The organism is Desulfitibacter alkalitolerans DSM 16504, assembly GCF_000620305.1.
GTDB classification, from domain to species: domain Bacteria; phylum Bacillota; class DSM-16504; order Desulfitibacterales; family Desulfitibacteraceae; genus Desulfitibacter; species Desulfitibacter alkalitolerans.
Window position 1 is genome coordinate 205,144 of sequence record NZ_KK211101.1, and the last position, 17,512, is coordinate 222,655.

Here is a 17,512-nt window from a genome sequence, read left to right on the forward strand (position 1 = left end):
ATCACATTAAAATAGGTGACACAAAAGAGTAATCCTACTGGAAAGTGCAAAAATATTTTCACTTTACAGTAGGATTGTTTATTGTAAAATATTTTGCATAGGAGAGTGATCTTACATGCAAATATTTTTTACAGTATTGGAAGGCATAGAGGAATACATCGAAAAAGGGAAGGGTTATCCGTTTCCTCCACCCCCACTTAGAAGATGTCACAACCACGATTGTAATAAGGTAGTGCAGTTTAAGAAGCATGGATTTTATCAAAGGCATTTGATTACTAATATCTACAGGGATAAAATCTTTATCAGGCGCTACATCTGTCCCATCTGCGGCCATACCATTTCATACCTGCCAAGCTTTTGTCTGCCAAGATTTGTGCATGGGTTGAAGGAGATTATTATGTACCTGGAAAGAGCTTTTTTACGTAAAGGAACTTTGAAGGCTTGCCTAGATAAGCTTAATAGCATAAATGATGGTCTGAGTCTTTCAAGACAGCTTGTGTATCACTACATGAAAAGGTTTATGCAGAACTTAAGTCTAATCCAGACCGGATTACGCCAACTAAACCCGAAGCTAGAGCTACCAAAAGCTACCCTTTCAGCAAAAGAAAGAGCAAAGAAGTTAGTGGTTATGATGAAGGATGAACCTGACCAAGAGAACTCCTTCTCACAAAAATTTTATGAGACAACCAACAAAACTTTCCTTACTCTTTGCAAATAATTATAGCATTAAAAAAAGCATATTTTAAGACCTGGTTAGAAAAATGTGTTCCAACACTTCATTTTCCTATGTTTGGGCTAACATACTTGGTAATATTAGTATAGAGCCTTGACCGGTCACGGCTTCCTAAGTTCATTTAAAGGAGGCCTTAACAAGTGCTTGATGAAAATACCAGAAATGCAATAGCTTTAAAAAGATTTTCTCTGATAAGCCCAGTGCTCAATGGACAAGTTACAAACAATACAGCCTATTACTCTACTGTTACCGAAAAGCCTATTGAGATGCCCTATTATGGTGCCAGAAAATACTCACCAAAAACAGTTGAATCCTGGTACTGCGATTATATGCGTGGTGGGATTGATGCATTAAAGCCTCTCCCTAGAGGGGATAAGGGTGGCAGCCGCAGGATTAATGAAGAACTGGGAGCTAAGATAATTGAAAAGAAAGCAATGCATCCCAAAGCACCAAAAACCGTCATTTATGAACTTTTGATAAAAGATGGTGTAATAGATCCTGCCAAAATATCAATTAGCACCTTATACAGATATCTAAAGGCAGAACGATTAAAAACTTCATTGGCTAAAGATGAAGAAGATAAAGAGATGAAGCGATTTTCTCATGAGTACATCAATCAACTTTGGCAAAGCGACGTAATGTACGGACCGTTCATCAAAGATGGGAAAAAGAGAAGACAAACCTATCTTTTTGCCTATCTGGATGACGCTAGCCGCCTGGTGACTCATGCTCAGTTTTACTTTTCCCAGAGCTTTGAGTCGTTAAGAGATTCCTTTAAGCAAGCTCTCTTAAAAAGAGGGTTTCCAACCATGATTTTTACCGATAACGGAAAAATTTACCGGTCGCAACAATTTGAACTGGTATGTGCAAGCCTAGGCTGCAGTCTAATCCACTCTAGGCCCTACGAGCCAAACAGTCGGGGCAAGGTTGAAAGGCTATTTCTAACGGTAAGAAAAAGGTTCTTAAGCACATTAGATATGGACAGCATAAAGGATATTGATGATTTAAACAAAAGGCTTTTTAAATGGCTTGATGAGGACTACCATAAAAAGCTCCACAGTTCTCTTAATGGTTTGAGTCCCCTTGATTTTTTTATGAGTCAAGTGGATAGGGTTAAGTTATGTAATGACCCCAAAAGTCTTGATGAAAAATTTTTACTTAGAAAGAAAAGAAAAGTCAGTCATGATGGGACATTTAGCATTGACAACATCCTGTTTGAAACTAAGATTAAGTTTGCTGGTATGCAAGTGGAAATCAGGTATGAACCAGCGTGGCTTGAAACACCTTTCAGGCCAGTTTTCATCTATTCCGATGATAAAAAGGTTGGTGAAGCACTGCAGGTTAATTTTCACGATAATGCTCACATGAAACGAAAAGGCAGACCTCCATCTAATCCTACTGGTAAAGATAATGATATCAAAAAGACCCCCTTGGATGAGCCACCGGTAGAACAGACAATTTCTTTTACTCAAATGATGGAGGAGGAAAATTAAATGTTTACCCAATTCTTTGGATTAAAGTACAATCCTTTTTTAAAAGAATTTGATGTTAATGATACTTATGAAAGCAATGATATTACAGAATTCAAGTCACGGTTTAAGTACATTCAATCATCCCGCGGCATATTGCTTCTTATGGGAGAGCCAGGAACGGGCAAGTCTACTGCTTTAAGAAATATTACTGCCGGGCTAAACCCAGGGCTTTTTAAACCTTGTTATTTTACCTTATCTACAGTTACGGTAATGGACTTCTACCGTGGGCTTTTAATGGCTTTAGGTGAAATTCCTGCTAACAGGAAGGTCACTATGTTTCATCAAATACAGCAGGCTATCAGCTCACTGTATTATGATCAAAAAATTACTCCTGTGATTATGCTAGATGAAATCCAATTAGTGTCTAATGGCATACTTGAAGACATACGGCTCCTTTTCAACTTCAAAATGGATTCTGAAAATCCTTTTGTACTCATTTTAGCAGGACAACCACAGATAAGAAACAAGCTGAGTTTGTCTGTCAATGCTCCTCTTAAGCAGAGAATCAGCATTAAGCATTTAATGCAGGGCTTGAAAAAGGAAGAAATGGAGGATTACCTAGCCTCAAGACTTAAAGCAGCCGGTGTTCTTGAGAATATCTTTACCCCATCTGCAGCTGAAGCTATCTTTTCAGTTTCTAAGGGAGTACCCCGCTTAGTTAATAACCTGGCTACTGCCAGTCTAATGTATGCCTGCTCAAAGCGTCAGAACCAAATTGATGAAGAAACTGTTTATCAAGGACAAAAAGACTTTGATATTTAAGAGAATCAAAGGTGTCTTTTTTGGAGGTAATTAGTGAAGATTATTCTACAACCAGAAACTATTGATGAGGTTGGGGTAAAGTATAACGACGATGGTATAAAGCTTTGTTTTCAAACTCAGAGTGGAGATAGAGTTTTTCTTGTACTTGACGATGAAGTCCTGGGGCATGTAATTGAACATTTGATTTATTATGCATGGGGAACAACTGTTGAAGAGGTGTTTAAATTTGCTGATGAAAAGGATAATACTGGGGTTTCAATTAGTATTAATGATTCTGCTTCTTCGGAAATACCTTTCTAAAATGTAGAGGAGATGGTTTGATGCAGTTATCTTTTGAATGCCAAATGAAGACTGATGATGGCATAGAACGTTGGAATGGGATCATTCCCAGGGTTGTAAATCATGGAAGTCACTTTGAAATTGGGATTGAAAGTAGATCAGGCATCACGGTTGTATTTGGAAAAACCTCAAATGGAGGGTTTGCGTGCATGCCTGACTACAATACCGGCTGTCATCTTAGTAATCTTAAGGACAAGTTCTGGAACACTGAAAAACTTACTGCTGTTTTAGGGGAAGTTGATGGGATTACTGTTGCTCAGGCGTTGTATGTTTTAGCAGATAAGCTTAATCTCTAATTGCATACTGTATATGGTAAAGGGCAGAAAACCTGCTCTTTTACTATTTTTCCAGTAATATTAACAAATCTACCTAATAGATTCAAACCATATTTTGTAAGCAAAAACACTGATAATACTACTGTAATATGAAAATTTTAATTATCTGTCCTGATTTAATTTGAAAGAATTCACTAATATCTGGTAAAATGGACCTAAATTAATTTGAGAATTTACTCTGCTTTAATTTGATAATCTACACCACAGGTTTGCAATTGCCTGATTATTAGAAAGAATACTGGTAGAAACAATGATAAGTAGAATAACTGCTGCCACAAGAAAAAATCTAGGTATTCTTTTCCTCTGACTTTTGTTGACCTTTACAGGCAGATTTTTTTCAAAGTCCACCCATGCCTGTTCTATATCAGGCACTATTATAGATTCATCATAGCCTTTGAATTCATCTCTTATTTTATCGTCTATATCTTTATTCATAACGATTAATCACCTTCCCATAGCTCTGTTTATCCTCAAAAGCCTTTTTTAGAATTTCCTTCGCCCTATGAATACGGCTTTTAACAGTTCCATTAGGAATTTTTAATAAACAGGAAATTTCTTGTTCTGATAGATTATGGTAGAACTTTAATAACAAAACTTCAGTATATTTTTCAGGCAAAGTTCTCAATTCAGTAATCATTTCATTTCTGGATTCTTTAATAAAAAACTGATCTTCTGGGTTATGTGCATTAAAGTTCATATAGTAGAGAATAGCTTTATTTTTAATTCTATTGGCTTGATTGTTTTTTCTAATTATATCAACTGCTTTGTTAACAGCTATAGCAGATACCCATGCTGGAAACTTAGTTTTATCCTTAAGGGTATCTATATTACGGAATGCTTCACAAAAAGCCTCTTGAGTTGCTTCTTTTGATAATTCAGCGTCTCCAGTAGCAATAAATGTAGATTTATAGACCCTCTCATAGTGAAGTTTAAACAGAATTTCCATTGAATTTTTCTCCATAAACTCTCACCTCAAAATAAAAATTCTATATTTACAAAAATTTACCTCTAAAAGTGGAACCTTTTTTTTAAAAAAAACGACTAAGTATCGAAAAAACAAATTTTTAGGAGGTCAATTAAAAATGAAGGCAACAAAAATTATTATTGTAGTGCTTTTAATTCTTTGCTTAAGTTCTACTTTGTTAGTGGCTAGTGAGGTTATTAGTGAATCTGAAGTAACTTTCAAAAGAGAAATGGACAGCGGGGTTATTTATGGGATTGAAGCAACGCAGCAGTATTTAATCGAAGAGTGGAGAGCCAGGATTCGTGATTTGGGTAATGGAGTTGTAGAGATATATGGATACACCTATACCAACCAAACTGCAAACTACATTGATGTAGATGTGATTTTGCAGCGAAAGGTCAACGGAACATGGGTAGATATTCACAGTCAAAAGTGGTACAGCCACTACACTAATAAGGTTAGTGGAGCAAAAAGCGTTTCAGTTGCTAAAGGATCTGAGTATAGGGTAAGAACGGTACATAAAGCAACAACAAATACGATACAAGATACAACTACAGCAGTTACAGGGGCATTGTTTATTAATTAAGATTAGGCATTGTAATCATGAAGTGGAGGTGGTGCTTATGAGAGTGGAATAATTATTCTACTAGTGTCTATATGTAAAAGATAGCGTAAGTTTATAAACTATCATACAAGGGAGTGAATTAATATGAATATCAGTAAAAGATTTTTTATAATAATATTAACAGTGCTGTTTGTTTTTTCCGCTATGTCTATGGCATCGGATAGTGACTTTGAATGTCTGGAAGAGAGAATAAAATTTGACCGTGAAATCGTACAAAGAATTGCAAATGGAGAAGATATACTCTATGATGAAGATGGAATAACAATTTTGTTTTTGTGGGAAAATGATGGTGAAATATCACCTCATTGGGGTAGTCAAGGATCAGCAAAGGTACATCAATGGATGGTAAGCAGAGCACTTGCAGTTCTAGAAAATGACTTTGGCTATTGGGTAACAGATCCTTTTTATGCGGGTGGTCATATAGGTCAAATGATGGCTGGTGCTGATTGGCCCGATATATGGGAAACAGACGGACTTTCATTTGCGGGGCACTTTTACAACCCAACAACAGGAAGGAACTACATGGGCCAGACTAGTCCTACGGCCAAAATAAGATTTGAGCAATGGTCGGATCAAGCAAGGAATCATTGGAACTCAAATAGAGCCTTAGCATTACATTATCTAGGATGCTCATTACATTACCTAAGCGATCTTTCTGCTCCACACCATGTTCATAACCATACTGCGTTAGATTCTGACCATACTGCCTTTGAAGATTGGGCGGATGCAAATAGAAATAATTATAGGTTAATCAATGGTAACCAATATCATATTGGTGGTTCCTGGAATGTAATGAGAGCAAACATTGCAAATGGATGTGCCTATGCCACTTATTACGATTCAACATTTATTCTTGACCAATCCCATCCAGATAGAGATGTATATAGACTTCTTAACTGGGGCTCAACAGCAAATAATACACTAAAACATGGACAAAATTATATGGCGGCTTTTCTCTATCGTTTCCTGCAAACGGTAGGTGAAATCTAAAAGGTTAAGATGAAGGAAAACAGGTGGTGTTACTATTTGGCTATAACAAAAAACGATATTATTGCGTATAAAGTAGATATGACTAAATATGAAGTCAAAAAGTTAAGCAGAGTAGAGTTTAAAATGCGCATACAGGCTCAATGAAAATTTAAATTAGTTTTAAAAATAAGGTTGTCCTCGGTTGTATGATACAATTGGAAAACCTTCACATCATTGCTTGGCATTATCCTACAGTTTTGAATGGGATGCATTTCCAAAACTACATGCGGGGAAACCTTACTGTAAGTGCTAGTAAAAAGATTGACCACATTGATTTTACCCCATTTGGTGTTATTACTCGGGGTCGATTGGTAAAGTAACGCTAGGTCAAAAGAGCGGCACCTGGTCTATACTACCAATAGTATTATTCGTAGGCCCAGGAGCTGCTTTTTTGTATACAGGTGAACTTGTTCAGACAAGCTGTACATCCGTTTAGCCAGATGGAGACTCTACTCCGCCGGATTTAGAGCTCACTTATAGAAGTGGGGGTCTTAACCCGAATAGAATATTAGAAAAAAAGTTTTTATACTTAAGTGTAACTAATCAGCATTCAATGGTACTAATAAGTAAGACTTAATATTAGTGCTAGGTAAAAACTTTACAGGGTCAGAGGTGATGAAATGGAATTATCTTTGAAAAAAAGAGCAGACCACATAGTATTTTGGTCCATAACAATTTTCATTATTATCATATTCATTTATTTTTTTTACTCATGTCTAGGTGGAAGTGGTGCTAATTTAGCAAGGTACCAACACAGTTCTGATAAAAGTCCAGATAAAAAAACACATAGCTGGGCAGACGCTAATTTTCGTGCCAATAACGCATATTATTATGTTGTAAAAGGTAAGGTCTATACACATGAAAGAGATTTAATAGTAGAGCTAACACAAAATAATACTGAAGGCTATTTTGTTTATGAAGACAAATTATATTACGCATATAAGTATGGGAAAGAAAGACAAATAAGAATTCCAACTATCGCTGGACCTGTTGGGTACAACTTTATAAAGTATAGATATGGGAAATTAGATATCTCCTGTTTAACAGATAAAAGGATAAGTCGAATAGAATACCGTATGCGTTATTGGAAAGTTCATGATTACATTAACAAAGCTAATAACTCCCCTTATTAATGGAATAAATTCATAGATTTTTTGGTCGTAGTTTCTATATGAGGCGTATTAGATTTATTGTAATAACATAAACTGGCAGGAAGGAGCCAATATGAAGCTTAATAGGGTTGTATACGCTTTATTGCTACTAATTGCAGCTATTTCAATTTATCTTTTTTTCAATACGAGAGTGGTAGTATTGAAAAAGCCATATCTTATACAATTTTTTGGGGTACGGCAATGGCAGGCTATTTGATAGCAATTATAAGACCCAACTTCTTTATTAATGTATTTAAAAATAGGAATGTATCACCTCTAGAGGCATGGTGGCTCATAAGGATACCTGGTGTAGCCATATTACTTATAGGTGTTTACAGGATATATCTTATATGGTAGCAGATATTTACTATCTTTTGGCTGTCTCTGTGGGCAGCAGTACGGATATAGACCAACCTTTGAATTTTGCCCAATATTTGTGTCCAACTATACTTCATGTATAAGCAGATTAACATGTATGGGTTGATGATAAACAAAGTTTACTTCTTGAAAGAAATATTGGCGGTTCCGTTATATTAGATTTATGTGGATTTTCTAAAGGGGTGTCCAAATGAATAAGTTTATTTTAAGTATATCTATTATTTTCATACTTTTAGTATTTTTGGGGTGCCAAAAACCAAGTATAATAGAGAAGTTTAGCAAAGAGTCGGAGATTTCAATATCAGACGAGGTAATGCCCATTCCAACTAAACTCTCCATAAGCTTAAAGAATGACAAATATGGTTACGTAGATGAGAACGGGAATACAGTTATTGAACACCAATTTGATTATTCAACAGATTTTTATGATGGATATGCAATAGTGGGGTTTGGTAAATGGACTGATAGTATTCATTTTGATGGGAAATATGGCTTAATTGACTTAGAGGGTAATGAGGTTACTGAGGTAAAATATGATTTTATTACTGCTCATGAAGCAGATTTCATAAAGTATAAGCTTTTTATTGTGAGGGAAGGAGAAAAGTGGGGAGTATTGCATCAAAGTGGTGTAGAGGTTGTAAAACCAATCTATGATTCCATGCAGTACTACAGAGGTGGAGCAGCTTTAGTATTGAGAGATGGAAGATATGGTTTCATAGACATTAACGGGCAAGAGATAATACCAGTAATTTTTTCCTATGCAGATTACTTAAATGATGATTTAATAGTAGTTCTAAAAGGAGATTATGTAGCTAAAGATTATTACGATGTTTTTGTTGGCCATATGGGCCTTTATGACGTTAATGGAAATAAATTGTTGAAGGTTGAGTATGACCAAATTGAACTAGCAGAGGATCTTGGGAAGTTAAGAGTTGTTAAGAATGATAATATAAGTTTATTAAGTATAGACGATATTTATATAGATAACCGTTGAGATCTCCCGCAAGAGGCGGTGGAGGAGCATCTGAGGTTAACCGGCTGGGCTTACCCTTGAAAAGACCATAAAGTATTATGCATATAAGAATATTACAATAATGCTTCTATAGACAATGGCGTATGATTTATCTGCAAAAAACCTACTAAAAAATACCATCAACCCCTTGACAATAAATCCAGGGGTATGTTAAAGTTTACATGTTAGCTAATAAGCGAACAAGCGTAAATAAATGAATGGTTATTGATATTAAGTGGAGTGAAAAATTTATATGAAAACTGAAAACATTAAATTTGGAGATTTTATTAAAGCGAAGAGAATGGAAAAAGAAATTACATTGAGAGCATTAGCGGACGTTTTGAAGGTATCACCAGCATATTTAAGCGACATTGAAAACAATAGAAGATATCCAATGGACAACAGTAAAATTGAAATTTTAATTGAAGAGCTAAGAATAAGCCCAGAAGAACAGGAAATTTTGTATGATTTAGCTGGCAAAGCACGTAATGAGGTGTCCCCTGATTTGTTGGAATACACAATGGACTCTGAGGTATCAAATTATGTTAGAGCTGCATTAAGAAAAGCAAAGAAGAACGATGCTACCATTGATGATTGGAAAAAAATTATTGAAGAATTTGATCAAAAGGGTAAGGATTAAAGTATGTTAAAATTCTCATGGAATAAAAGAGATAAGAATAGGGTTCCAATAATGAGTGCAAGGGAAATGGATGAGCTTGCAGAAGAGTTGGTGAGTGACTATAAACCTGAATTAATAAAAGATCCACAACCTATTAATTATGAGCATTTTTTAGAGTTTTATTTAGGTGTAAATTTAGAATATCAAGATATTAGATCGGACAACCCTGACGAGCATATTCTTGGAATGACTGCATTTGGTGATGATTTTGCATTGGTTTATGATAATGATGCAGGACGTATGAAAAGAATTGATGTAAGGGAAGGAACAGTTGTTCTGAACACTGAACTGTTGGCAGAAGAAAAAGCTGGCCGCCTACGTTTCACAGCCCTGCATGAAGGTGCAGGACACTGGTGGTGTCACCAGGACTATTATGGAATTGATAAGAATCAGCTAACCTTTTTTACTGAGGAGCGCCCTAGAGCAATAATGTGTCGATCCTATAATCTAGAAAACTTTGCTTATAGAAAGTGCGCAACACCTGTTGACTGGATGGAGTATCAGGCAGATTATATGGCATCAGCAATTGCAATGCCAAAGACCCCCTTTATGGCAGCTGCTGCTAATGTATTAAAGACCGCTGGTTTTAAGGAAAGGTTTATTGTCACTGGTGTAGATGTTGAATATGACATATATGCAGAGCTAGGTCTACCGGCCCAAATTGCAGATATGTTTGGAGTATCACGAAAGGCAGCAGAAATAAAGCTTAAGAACTTTGGGTTTATCAAAGATATTAAAAAGGTTAAAGAGGAAGCCAAGCAGCGTAGGTTATATTAAAGTGGTTTATATTTTAGGTCAATAGCAAGAAGGAGGAGTTTATGTCAAGACAAGTAAAATGTCCAAATTGTAATAAGAGATTATTTGACATAAATACTGAGGGCACAGGGGCAATTGGTATAAAATGTCCAAAGTGCAAGCAGATAATAAACATTAGTTTGAATTGAATTAATCACAGAAATATGATTATTCATACCGAGCAGCGGAGTCAATGAACTACCAAATAGCCGGATGATTGCTAAACCATTAGCGATTATTCGGCTATTTTTGTTTTTAAACATCCCATGTATTTTAGCTTAAAGTTCGTTAGATGTTAGATGTTTAAATGGTAAGCGCAAGACCACCAAAACAAAATTACATGAGGTGATCACAATGAATAAAGTTAAAGCATACAGAAAGAAGGTTAGGCTTAGCCGCAGAGAGCTTGCAAAAAGAACAGGGCTTTCAGTTTCTAATATATGTTTTATTGAAACTGGTAAAGTGGTAGCTAAGCTATCAGATGCCTGCAAAATAGCAGATGTACTAAACCGATCTTTAGATGATTTATTTCCGCCATTTATAATATCAAAGGAATAATTAGTTGGCCTTCAGAACTTGTTGTTTTAGATAAAAGAGAGCTTAAGAACGTTAGACTTGTATATTTTTTTTATGGAAAAATTATCTATTCTTGCAGGAACTTAGCCAAAAATGTTGAAGTTCTCTACTTATAAATTTGTAGGTGGGATTTAAAGTGCAAATAGCAGAATTGCTACTAGAAAATATTAATCTCACGGTAGTTTTCCGTGAGCTTGATAAGGATTTAGTTCGACGAGACATAATAAAAGGACTTTTTACAGATGAACAGCTTCAAATTGCAGAGGTTCCTGAAATATTAATAGTAAATTTTAAAGATAGAAAAGCACAGGCCATATATTCTGATAGACGGTTATTTATTAATACTCAATATTTAAGTAGTGATGAAACTAGTAGTTTTTTAGCTACATCATGTAACAACTTTCTTGAAGCTGTTCCAGGTGCAGAAATTGTTTCCTATGGTTTTAATATTGAAGGAATATGCAAAACCCCTGATTTTGATTATAATCAACATTTGCTAGAGGCTTGTTTTGCAGGTGGATATAATCTCAGCAAAAAAATCAACTCAGATATAATTGCTGTGTCTCCTGGATTTAGTTTTAATATTAAAGAAGCAAAGTTTTCAATAAACTTCCTGCCAATTGAAGAAGTCAGGTATAGCCAAGTCGATTTCAAATGTAATATTCACTTTGATAAAGTGACTCCAACTAGTGAATTAATTATAAAGCAGTTTCCTGAATACTTAGGTTATTTAAAAGAAGTTTTGGAGAAGCTTTAAGGAGGGTAATAGAACATGGAGACTACTACAGCTTTTTGTTCAAATACGGAAGCAATGCTTGCAGGTTCTTTTTTAAGATATAAATCATATATTGGTACAGGGGATTTTAGTAATAAAGAATTAATAAAAAGAGTCTTTGTAGGCAGCAAAAGGTCTTCAGATAGATACAGATCCAATACAACAGATTTAAAGAGATATGATATGGATATTTTATTAGATCTGTTTAAATTAAGTTCATCTATTCCCCACAAATGTATTTTAGGGGAGAGTATTATTGAAATGGACTATCCAAAGAGCAATTCTTTATATGACTTAATAGAGTTTTTAGCCAACATGGATACTACTGAAAAAGTGTTTTATATTAGAGATAATAAGAATATCAGCATTTGGGTTGTTTCAACAGTTTCGGATATCAAAACTCAAAGACAATATTGCCATGCTTTTGCTGAAAAGGTCGAAGAGAATTTTGAAGAAGACTATCTTTTTGATTTTCGTATTTTAGCCCCCGAAAGTCACACTTTACAAGCATTACCCAGCACAGCAAAACTGTATAAAAGAGGTTAAACTGTTAAAATGGACTTTCAAAACCATCGGAAAAAGTTTTCCAATACTGAAGCATTGATACATGAAGCTGTTATGGAAATAGAAACAACTACTCACTTTGATTGGTTGGCAGTAATGATGTACTATTCTTGCCTTCACTTAGTTCACTCACATTGTGCTAATAGAAAAACCCCTTATCACCCACAAAATCACACTCAGGTTTTAAATGAGGCTAGAAGAGTTAAAAAAGGTAGAGTAGTTCAAGCAGAAATGTTGGTATTATATAATGCAAGTATGGATGCAAGATATGAGGACAAGTTTTTAGGCAAACAAGATCTAGAAGAATTAAAAAAGTCATATGACACAATAAAGGCCATTTTAGCTAGCTGAAAATGATAGTGAAAATAATTTTTCTTTGTAAGAAAAGATGCTTTTGTCAGTATTCCTGATGGGCATCTTTTTTAATTATCTCGATTACAGTATTTGCTATAAAATGTTTACAAAATGGATAAGAATTAGCTTCAGGTCTGTAGTAAAATGGTATGTAATGATACATGGAGGTATATTAATGAAGATATTAATAGCTGATGACGATGAATTAATTGTAAACTTGATTAAGCAAAACCTTGCTTTGGAAGGCTATGAGACAATTTCAGCTTACGACGGGGAAGAAGCTATTGAAAAAGTGAAAAAGCATATTCCGGATTTAATTATCCTGGATATTATGATGCCTAAAAAAGATGGCTACCAGGTTTGCCGGCAAATAAAAGAAACAGGAATTCCCATTGTAATGCTAACTGCAAAAACTGATATCTCTGATAAACTGATTGGCCTAGAACTAGGTGCGGATGATTATATAGTAAAACCCTTTGAGAGCAGGGAATTAATAGCAAGAATTAAAGCAATCTTTAGACGCCTAGAAAAGCTCCAAGCTAATCATAAATTTGCTGCAGCTGAAAGCCAGGCAAAAGGGCAGACATGCCTACAAGTATTAGAAGATTCCAGGAGAGTAACCATTGATACAGATGAAGTGAAGCTAACTCCTAAAGAATATGATTTATTGCTGTTGTTATATAAAAATCCTGACAGGGTTTTTCCTAGAGATGAAATATTAGACAGAGTTTGGGGCTATGACTATTTTGGAGACACAAGAACTGTAGATATTCATGTACAGCGATTGAGAAAAAAGCTGGGTCAAGAAGGGGAATTAATTGAAACAGTTTTTGCCATAGGATATCGCTTTAAGGGGAGAGAGAATGAAGCTAAGAAATAAAGTATTTGCTATCAATGCTACTATTATTATTATAGTTTTTTTACTCATGGGAATAGTGGCCATTGAAAGAGTATATGACCATAATTTGAATAATATTTATAACCAGCTATTAAGCCAGAGTAATTTCTCACAGAGATATTTAATTCAATATTTAGAAGCTCGATCGTCTGATGCACCTCAGTTGTTGATAGAGGAGAATAAAAACTCATTAGAAAGTGAACTAATGAGACAAGTTGGTTATCCGGTTGCAATTACTGGGCCAAATGAGTTTGGTTTAAGACCAGAGCAGAGAGAAGCATTAAAAGGTAACAGGGCTTATTTCATAAACACAGCCGATGACCAAAGGGTTTTCTCTTTCTCCTTTCCTATTATTTTTGATGAGCAAATATTAGGGTCAGTTACCTATCAATATTCATTATTTGAGCTAGATAAACTACGGCAAGATTTAATAGTAATCTTTTTAGTGCTCTTTATCGCTGCCATTATTTTAGTCTTTGCTCTTAGCTACCTATTTTCATTCCGCTTGATAAATCCTTTAGAAAAGCTCCAATCGGCTGCTAAAGAGTTTGGTAAAGGTAACTTTGATAAAATAGAAAAAATAAAAACGGGAGATGAAGTAGAAAGTCTTGCTCTATCCTTTGAAAAAATGGGCCAGGATATCCAAACCATGATCCAAAACCTAGAAGAGGAGCAGGCAAAGCAAAAGAGATTCTACGATAGTGTCACTCATGAGATTAGAACTCCACTGACTAATATTATTGGTTATGCTGATCTAATCACCAGGATAAAAGATGATGCTGAGAAGGAAAAGAGCATTAAATATGTTCAGCAGGAAGGTAGTACCTTACTTAAAATGGTAGAAAACCTATTAGAACTTTCTAAACTTAAACAATATGACCTTAAACTAACTAAAAAAGAAGAAAACTTAAAAGAGATAATAGAAAACGTCCTTGAAGCAATGGCACTTAGGATGAAAAAATTTAGTCTAACTACTGAAGCTGACTTAGCAGAGATTAAAGCAAAAGTAGACGGCGAGAAGATTAGACAGGTTTTAATTAACTTAATAGATAATGCCATCAAATACTCTGAAGGAGATAAATTGGAGCTTAAGCTGTGGCATGATGACTTAATTTATATTCAAATAAAGGACAAAGGTAAGGGGATATCTAAAGATGACCTAGAGAATATAGTTGAGCCATTTTACCGGGTGGAAAAATCTCGCAGTAGGAAGCTAGGAGGGGCAGGCTTGGGCCTTTCTATCTGTCAAGAGATTATTAGTAAACACGGTGGGGAGTTAACTATTGAAAGCGAATTAGGTGTGGGTACAACTGTTACAATTTGTTTACATCCTTGAAACATTATAGCAAAGTCATTTTATTAAACTATAGGTAACAAACATGAGGGGGACTTACAAAATGCGGAAAATTATACTTTTAATTATGGTAGCTTTGCTATTAGTAACAATAGCAGGATGTAAAATACCACAAAACCAGCTAGTGGTAGTTGAAGAAAATGATGAAGTGACAGTTACAGATGATATGGAAAAGGTAATTGCAGAGTATATAGAAGAGCAAGTAGCTCATAAATCTCATAATGGTATATCTTTTTCAGCTCAAGAGTTTTATGGAACAGAACAAAAAAATGACGGCCAAATATATGTTTATCTATGGACCTACTACCAGGAATATTACCTGGAAAATGGGGAATTAGCATCGGAATTAGGTGGTGGGTCTAGTTTGCCGCTGGTAATAGTATTAGAGGAAGATGACCATGGAGAGTTTAATGTTATAGAGCATCATAGACCACTAGACGGTTCCGAGTACGCATCTTCTATTCGCAAACTATTCCCGGAAAAGTACCATGATAGAATTTTTTCTAGAAATAATGTTCATGATTTAGAGCCATTAGTAAGGCAGAAGGCAGAAGCATATTTTAACATTAATATTAGTGAAGCATTAGGGAAAGCTGAAGAATTATTAACTCAATCAGATAAGGTGGATATCACTGCAGCAGCATTTGATGGCAGTAAAAATATAAAATTTAGGCTTATGGTAGAAAAAGAACCATCAGAAGCCGAAGCGATTAATTTATTTAACCAAATATTAGATACTTTTGTTAGTTATACTAATCGACCGGGCTTTTGGAATTATTATAATGGTTATTTTGATATAAAGAGTTATGAAAGTGGTGTAATATACGAAGCAGAAAAAATGCCTGGTAAGAACTTAAAAATATATTATAAGGGGCAAAAAATTTATCAAGGAGCAGTAGTTGAAGTAGAAAAGATTTTAAAGGATTTAGGTTTTCAGTTTGATGAACTTCTTCATACTGAGGAAGTTGACAACGGATTTTTTGTGTTCTATGTAAGTGAAGGGAAGTTATCACATGGTTATCTGGAGCTAGAGGAAACACAGGAAGGGCATTGGCAAGTGATAACAGGTGGCGATTATATAAACTTACTAAGCGGCGGTTATGCTACTGCTGTTTACGGGGAAGCACCAACATTTTTGACCTATGCAGTTGCAACTAATTCTGATGTTGAAAATTTATTAGTAGACAACGAACCAGCCACACGGGTAAAAGCCAGTGAAGAAATTGAAGTTTGGTTTGCTATTACAGATCAACCTGCTCAAGAGACAGATATCGTAGCTCTAAATAAAGACGGAGATGAAGTACCTTTAACTTCCTATGAACATATCCAGGTTTCTGAAGAAGATCAAAAAGTAGATGTAAATATAATGTTATGGGGCACCGGCAGTCAAACTGGTCTGTTAACATTTACTATGAACAGATCTTATGAAAATGAGACTGGATCTCCCCTATACTTTGAGGAAACAATTATTCTACCAGGCTATAGGATATTTAGGGAGGATGTACCACCTAGTGATATCCTCTCTGTATCAGAAAACTTAAATATCGAAAGAACTGGAAATGGTTATAAAGTATCAGGAAAAATTGAGCCCTTTGAAACCCAGTCCATAACTTTATTGCACCAATATGACAGTTCCCTTGTAGGAGGAGCAAAAGGTAAAACTGGCTGGTATTTTGGCCAAAATATTGATTTATATAATTATGGTGAAAACACAAGGCTTAATTCTATCAATGTTAATTTCAAATTTCCTCCAGGAACCACAGATTTGAGTAATAAACTGCATTTAGCTGTATGGGATAAAGGTACTGTAGCTGCAATTGAACCTCATATTGATAAAGAATTCTTAAGCATTTCTTGGATATTAGAGGATAAAAAAGTTCCCATGCGTGCTGGGGGAGATGCGGTTAATGAAGAAATGAATTTAGCAGGTATAGAATTTGCCTCAGTTGGTATGAATTACTCAGTAAGAGTTAACTCTCTTCCACATTACCTAACTTATTTGGCTATTGGGCTAGGTTTAGCAGCGTTAGCATATAGCTACCTGCTTTCTAGAAGGATTAAGAAAATGCAAAGTGATGATAAAGCACGAAGCTAGTTTACAGCAGATGCAGTACAGTAACTGTGGATAGCAAATTGGACAAAACCATTATTTATTACAATGAAAATGGCCTAGAGTATTATAAGAGAACTATAGGAGTTAAAATGCATCACCTGTATCAGCTATTTTTGATTTTGCTTCCTAGAGGAGGCAAAATTTTAGATGCAGGTTGTGGCTCCGGTAGGGATTCCTGTATTTCATAAATAGAGGTTAATATGGTAACCTCAATGGATGCCTCACAGACAATGGTCAAGCTGTGTCAGAAATTAACTGGACAGGCGTGTCTAAACCTCAGATTCCATGACATGGACTTTACAGAAGAGTTTGATGGCATATGGGCATGTGCATCATTGCTGCACGTGCCTCGAAGCGATATCAATGAAATTATTTTAAAGCTTATAAATGCAGTAAATAGACAGGGCGAAGTTAGAGAATGTGTTAAAGACTATGGGATGGTTATAGTAGATGAAGCTGTTATACTTGGACTAAATTAGAAAACCTTTTAAACACAAGGGTTTCACTGATTTAGTCCAATTTTTTTATGCCGAAAAAGGCAAAT

The 17,512-nt window shown here is 35.2% G+C and carries 21 protein-coding genes; 19 read left to right on the top strand and 2 right to left on the bottom strand.

Annotated features, from left to right (window positions below; genetic code table 11):
* Positions 1-115 precede the first annotated feature (115 nt).
* The 5 genes from K364_RS0112795 to K364_RS0112815 all read left to right on the top strand — a co-directional run bounded on the left by K364_RS0112795 (position 116) and on the right by K364_RS0112815 (position 3,662).
* Positions 116-718 carry a hypothetical protein gene (locus K364_RS0112795; RefSeq protein ID WP_028308347.1) on the top strand — a complete coding sequence of 201 codons (603 nt, stop codon included), beginning with the start codon at positions 116-118 and terminating at the stop codon, positions 716-718.
* A gap of 155 nt (positions 719-873) precedes the next feature.
* Positions 874-2,226: an IS481 family transposase gene (locus tag K364_RS0112800; RefSeq protein ID WP_028308348.1), complete on the top strand. Its 1,353-nt coding sequence runs from the start codon at positions 874-876 to the stop codon at positions 2,224-2,226.
* Positions 2,227-3,027, top strand: coding sequence for an ExeA family protein (locus K364_RS0112805; RefSeq protein ID WP_028308349.1), 801 nt, complete (start codon positions 2,227-2,229; stop codon positions 3,025-3,027).
* A gap of 33 nt (positions 3,028-3,060) precedes the next feature.
* The gene (locus tag K364_RS0112810) at positions 3,061-3,327 is read left to right on the top strand and encodes a hypothetical protein (RefSeq protein WP_028308350.1); all 267 of its coding nucleotides are present in this window, start codon (positions 3,061-3,063) and stop codon (positions 3,325-3,327) included.
* Between the two features lie 20 nt (positions 3,328-3,347).
* The gene (locus tag K364_RS0112815; RefSeq protein WP_028308351.1) at positions 3,348-3,662 is read left to right on the top strand and encodes a DUF6618 family protein; all 315 of its coding nucleotides are present in this window, start codon (positions 3,348-3,350) and stop codon (positions 3,660-3,662) included.
* A 222-nt stretch (positions 3,663-3,884) separates the two neighbouring features.
* On the opposite strand, the gene K364_RS0112820 is transcribed toward K364_RS0112815, so the two are convergent.
* The gene (locus tag K364_RS0112820; protein WP_028308352.1) at positions 3,885-4,136 is read right to left on the bottom strand and encodes a hypothetical protein; all 252 of its coding nucleotides are present in this window, start codon (positions 4,134-4,136) and stop codon (positions 3,885-3,887) included.
* Entirely contained in the window at positions 4,129-4,647 is a 519-nt protein-coding gene (locus K364_RS0112825; protein WP_169734757.1) for an RNA polymerase sigma factor, read from the bottom strand. The genes K364_RS0112820 and K364_RS0112825 overlap by 8 nt, the downstream gene beginning before the upstream one ends.
* A 136-nt stretch (positions 4,648-4,783) precedes the next feature.
* Here K364_RS0112825 and K364_RS0112830 point away from each other — a divergent pair, with 136 nt between their 5' ends.
* From K364_RS0112830 to K364_RS25705, 14 genes are all read left to right on the top strand, one after another.
* The gene (locus K364_RS0112830) at positions 4,784-5,251 is read left to right on the top strand and encodes a hypothetical protein (protein ID WP_028308354.1); all 468 of its coding nucleotides are present in this window, start codon (positions 4,784-4,786) and stop codon (positions 5,249-5,251) included.
* A 123-nt stretch (positions 5,252-5,374) separates the two neighbouring features.
* Positions 5,375-6,280 carry a phospholipase C/P1 nuclease family protein gene (locus K364_RS25690; protein ID WP_051534052.1) on the top strand — a complete coding sequence of 302 codons (906 nt, stop codon included), beginning with the start codon at positions 5,375-5,377 and terminating at the stop codon, positions 6,278-6,280.
* Between the two features lie 659 nt (positions 6,281-6,939).
* Positions 6,940-7,452, top strand: coding sequence for a hypothetical protein (locus K364_RS0112845; protein WP_028308355.1), 513 nt, complete (start codon positions 6,940-6,942; stop codon positions 7,450-7,452).
* Positions 7,453-8,038: 586 nt separating this feature from the next.
* A complete protein-coding gene (locus K364_RS0112860; protein WP_028308356.1) occupies positions 8,039-8,842 on the top strand; it encodes a WG repeat-containing protein in 804 nt (267 codons plus the stop codon).
* Positions 8,843-9,113: 271 nt separating this feature from the next.
* The gene (locus K364_RS0112865; protein ID WP_028308357.1) at positions 9,114-9,500 is read left to right on the top strand and encodes a helix-turn-helix domain-containing protein; all 387 of its coding nucleotides are present in this window, start codon (positions 9,114-9,116) and stop codon (positions 9,498-9,500) included.
* Positions 9,501-9,503: 3 nt separating this feature from the next.
* On the top strand, positions 9,504-10,316 hold the full coding sequence (locus tag K364_RS0112870) for an ImmA/IrrE family metallo-endopeptidase (RefSeq protein WP_028308358.1): 813 nt from the start codon (positions 9,504-9,506) through the stop codon (positions 10,314-10,316).
* Between the two features lie 372 nt (positions 10,317-10,688).
* Positions 10,689-10,892, top strand: coding sequence for a helix-turn-helix transcriptional regulator (locus tag K364_RS0112880; RefSeq protein ID WP_035269255.1), 204 nt, complete (start codon positions 10,689-10,691; stop codon positions 10,890-10,892).
* A gap of 154 nt (positions 10,893-11,046) precedes the next feature.
* Positions 11,047-11,667 (top strand): hypothetical protein, encoded by a 621-nt coding sequence (locus tag K364_RS0112885; protein WP_028308360.1) that lies wholly within the window; start codon positions 11,047-11,049, stop codon positions 11,665-11,667.
* Positions 11,668-11,682: 15 nt separating this feature from the next.
* Positions 11,683-12,231 (top strand): hypothetical protein, encoded by a 549-nt coding sequence (locus K364_RS0112890; RefSeq protein ID WP_028308361.1) that lies wholly within the window; start codon positions 11,683-11,685, stop codon positions 12,229-12,231.
* Between the two features lie 9 nt (positions 12,232-12,240).
* Positions 12,241-12,600, top strand: coding sequence for a hypothetical protein (locus K364_RS0112895; RefSeq protein WP_028308362.1), 360 nt, complete (start codon positions 12,241-12,243; stop codon positions 12,598-12,600).
* 178 nt (positions 12,601-12,778) lie between these two features.
* The gene (locus K364_RS0112900) at positions 12,779-13,483 is read left to right on the top strand and encodes a response regulator transcription factor (protein ID WP_028308363.1); all 705 of its coding nucleotides are present in this window, start codon (positions 12,779-12,781) and stop codon (positions 13,481-13,483) included.
* Entirely contained in the window at positions 13,467-14,837 is a 1,371-nt protein-coding gene (locus K364_RS24030; protein WP_051534053.1) for a sensor histidine kinase, read from the top strand. The genes K364_RS0112900 and K364_RS24030 overlap by 17 nt, the downstream gene beginning before the upstream one ends.
* A gap of 61 nt (positions 14,838-14,898) precedes the next feature.
* Complete coding sequence (locus K364_RS25695) at positions 14,899-16,950, top strand: IolE/MocC family protein (RefSeq protein WP_051534054.1); 2,052 nt, start codon at positions 14,899-14,901, stop codon at positions 16,948-16,950.
* A gap of 218 nt (positions 16,951-17,168) precedes the next feature.
* A complete protein-coding gene (locus K364_RS25705; RefSeq protein ID WP_028308365.1) occupies positions 17,169-17,447 on the top strand; it encodes a class I SAM-dependent methyltransferase in 279 nt (92 codons plus the stop codon).
* The last annotated feature ends 65 nt before the right edge of the window (positions 17,448-17,512 follow it).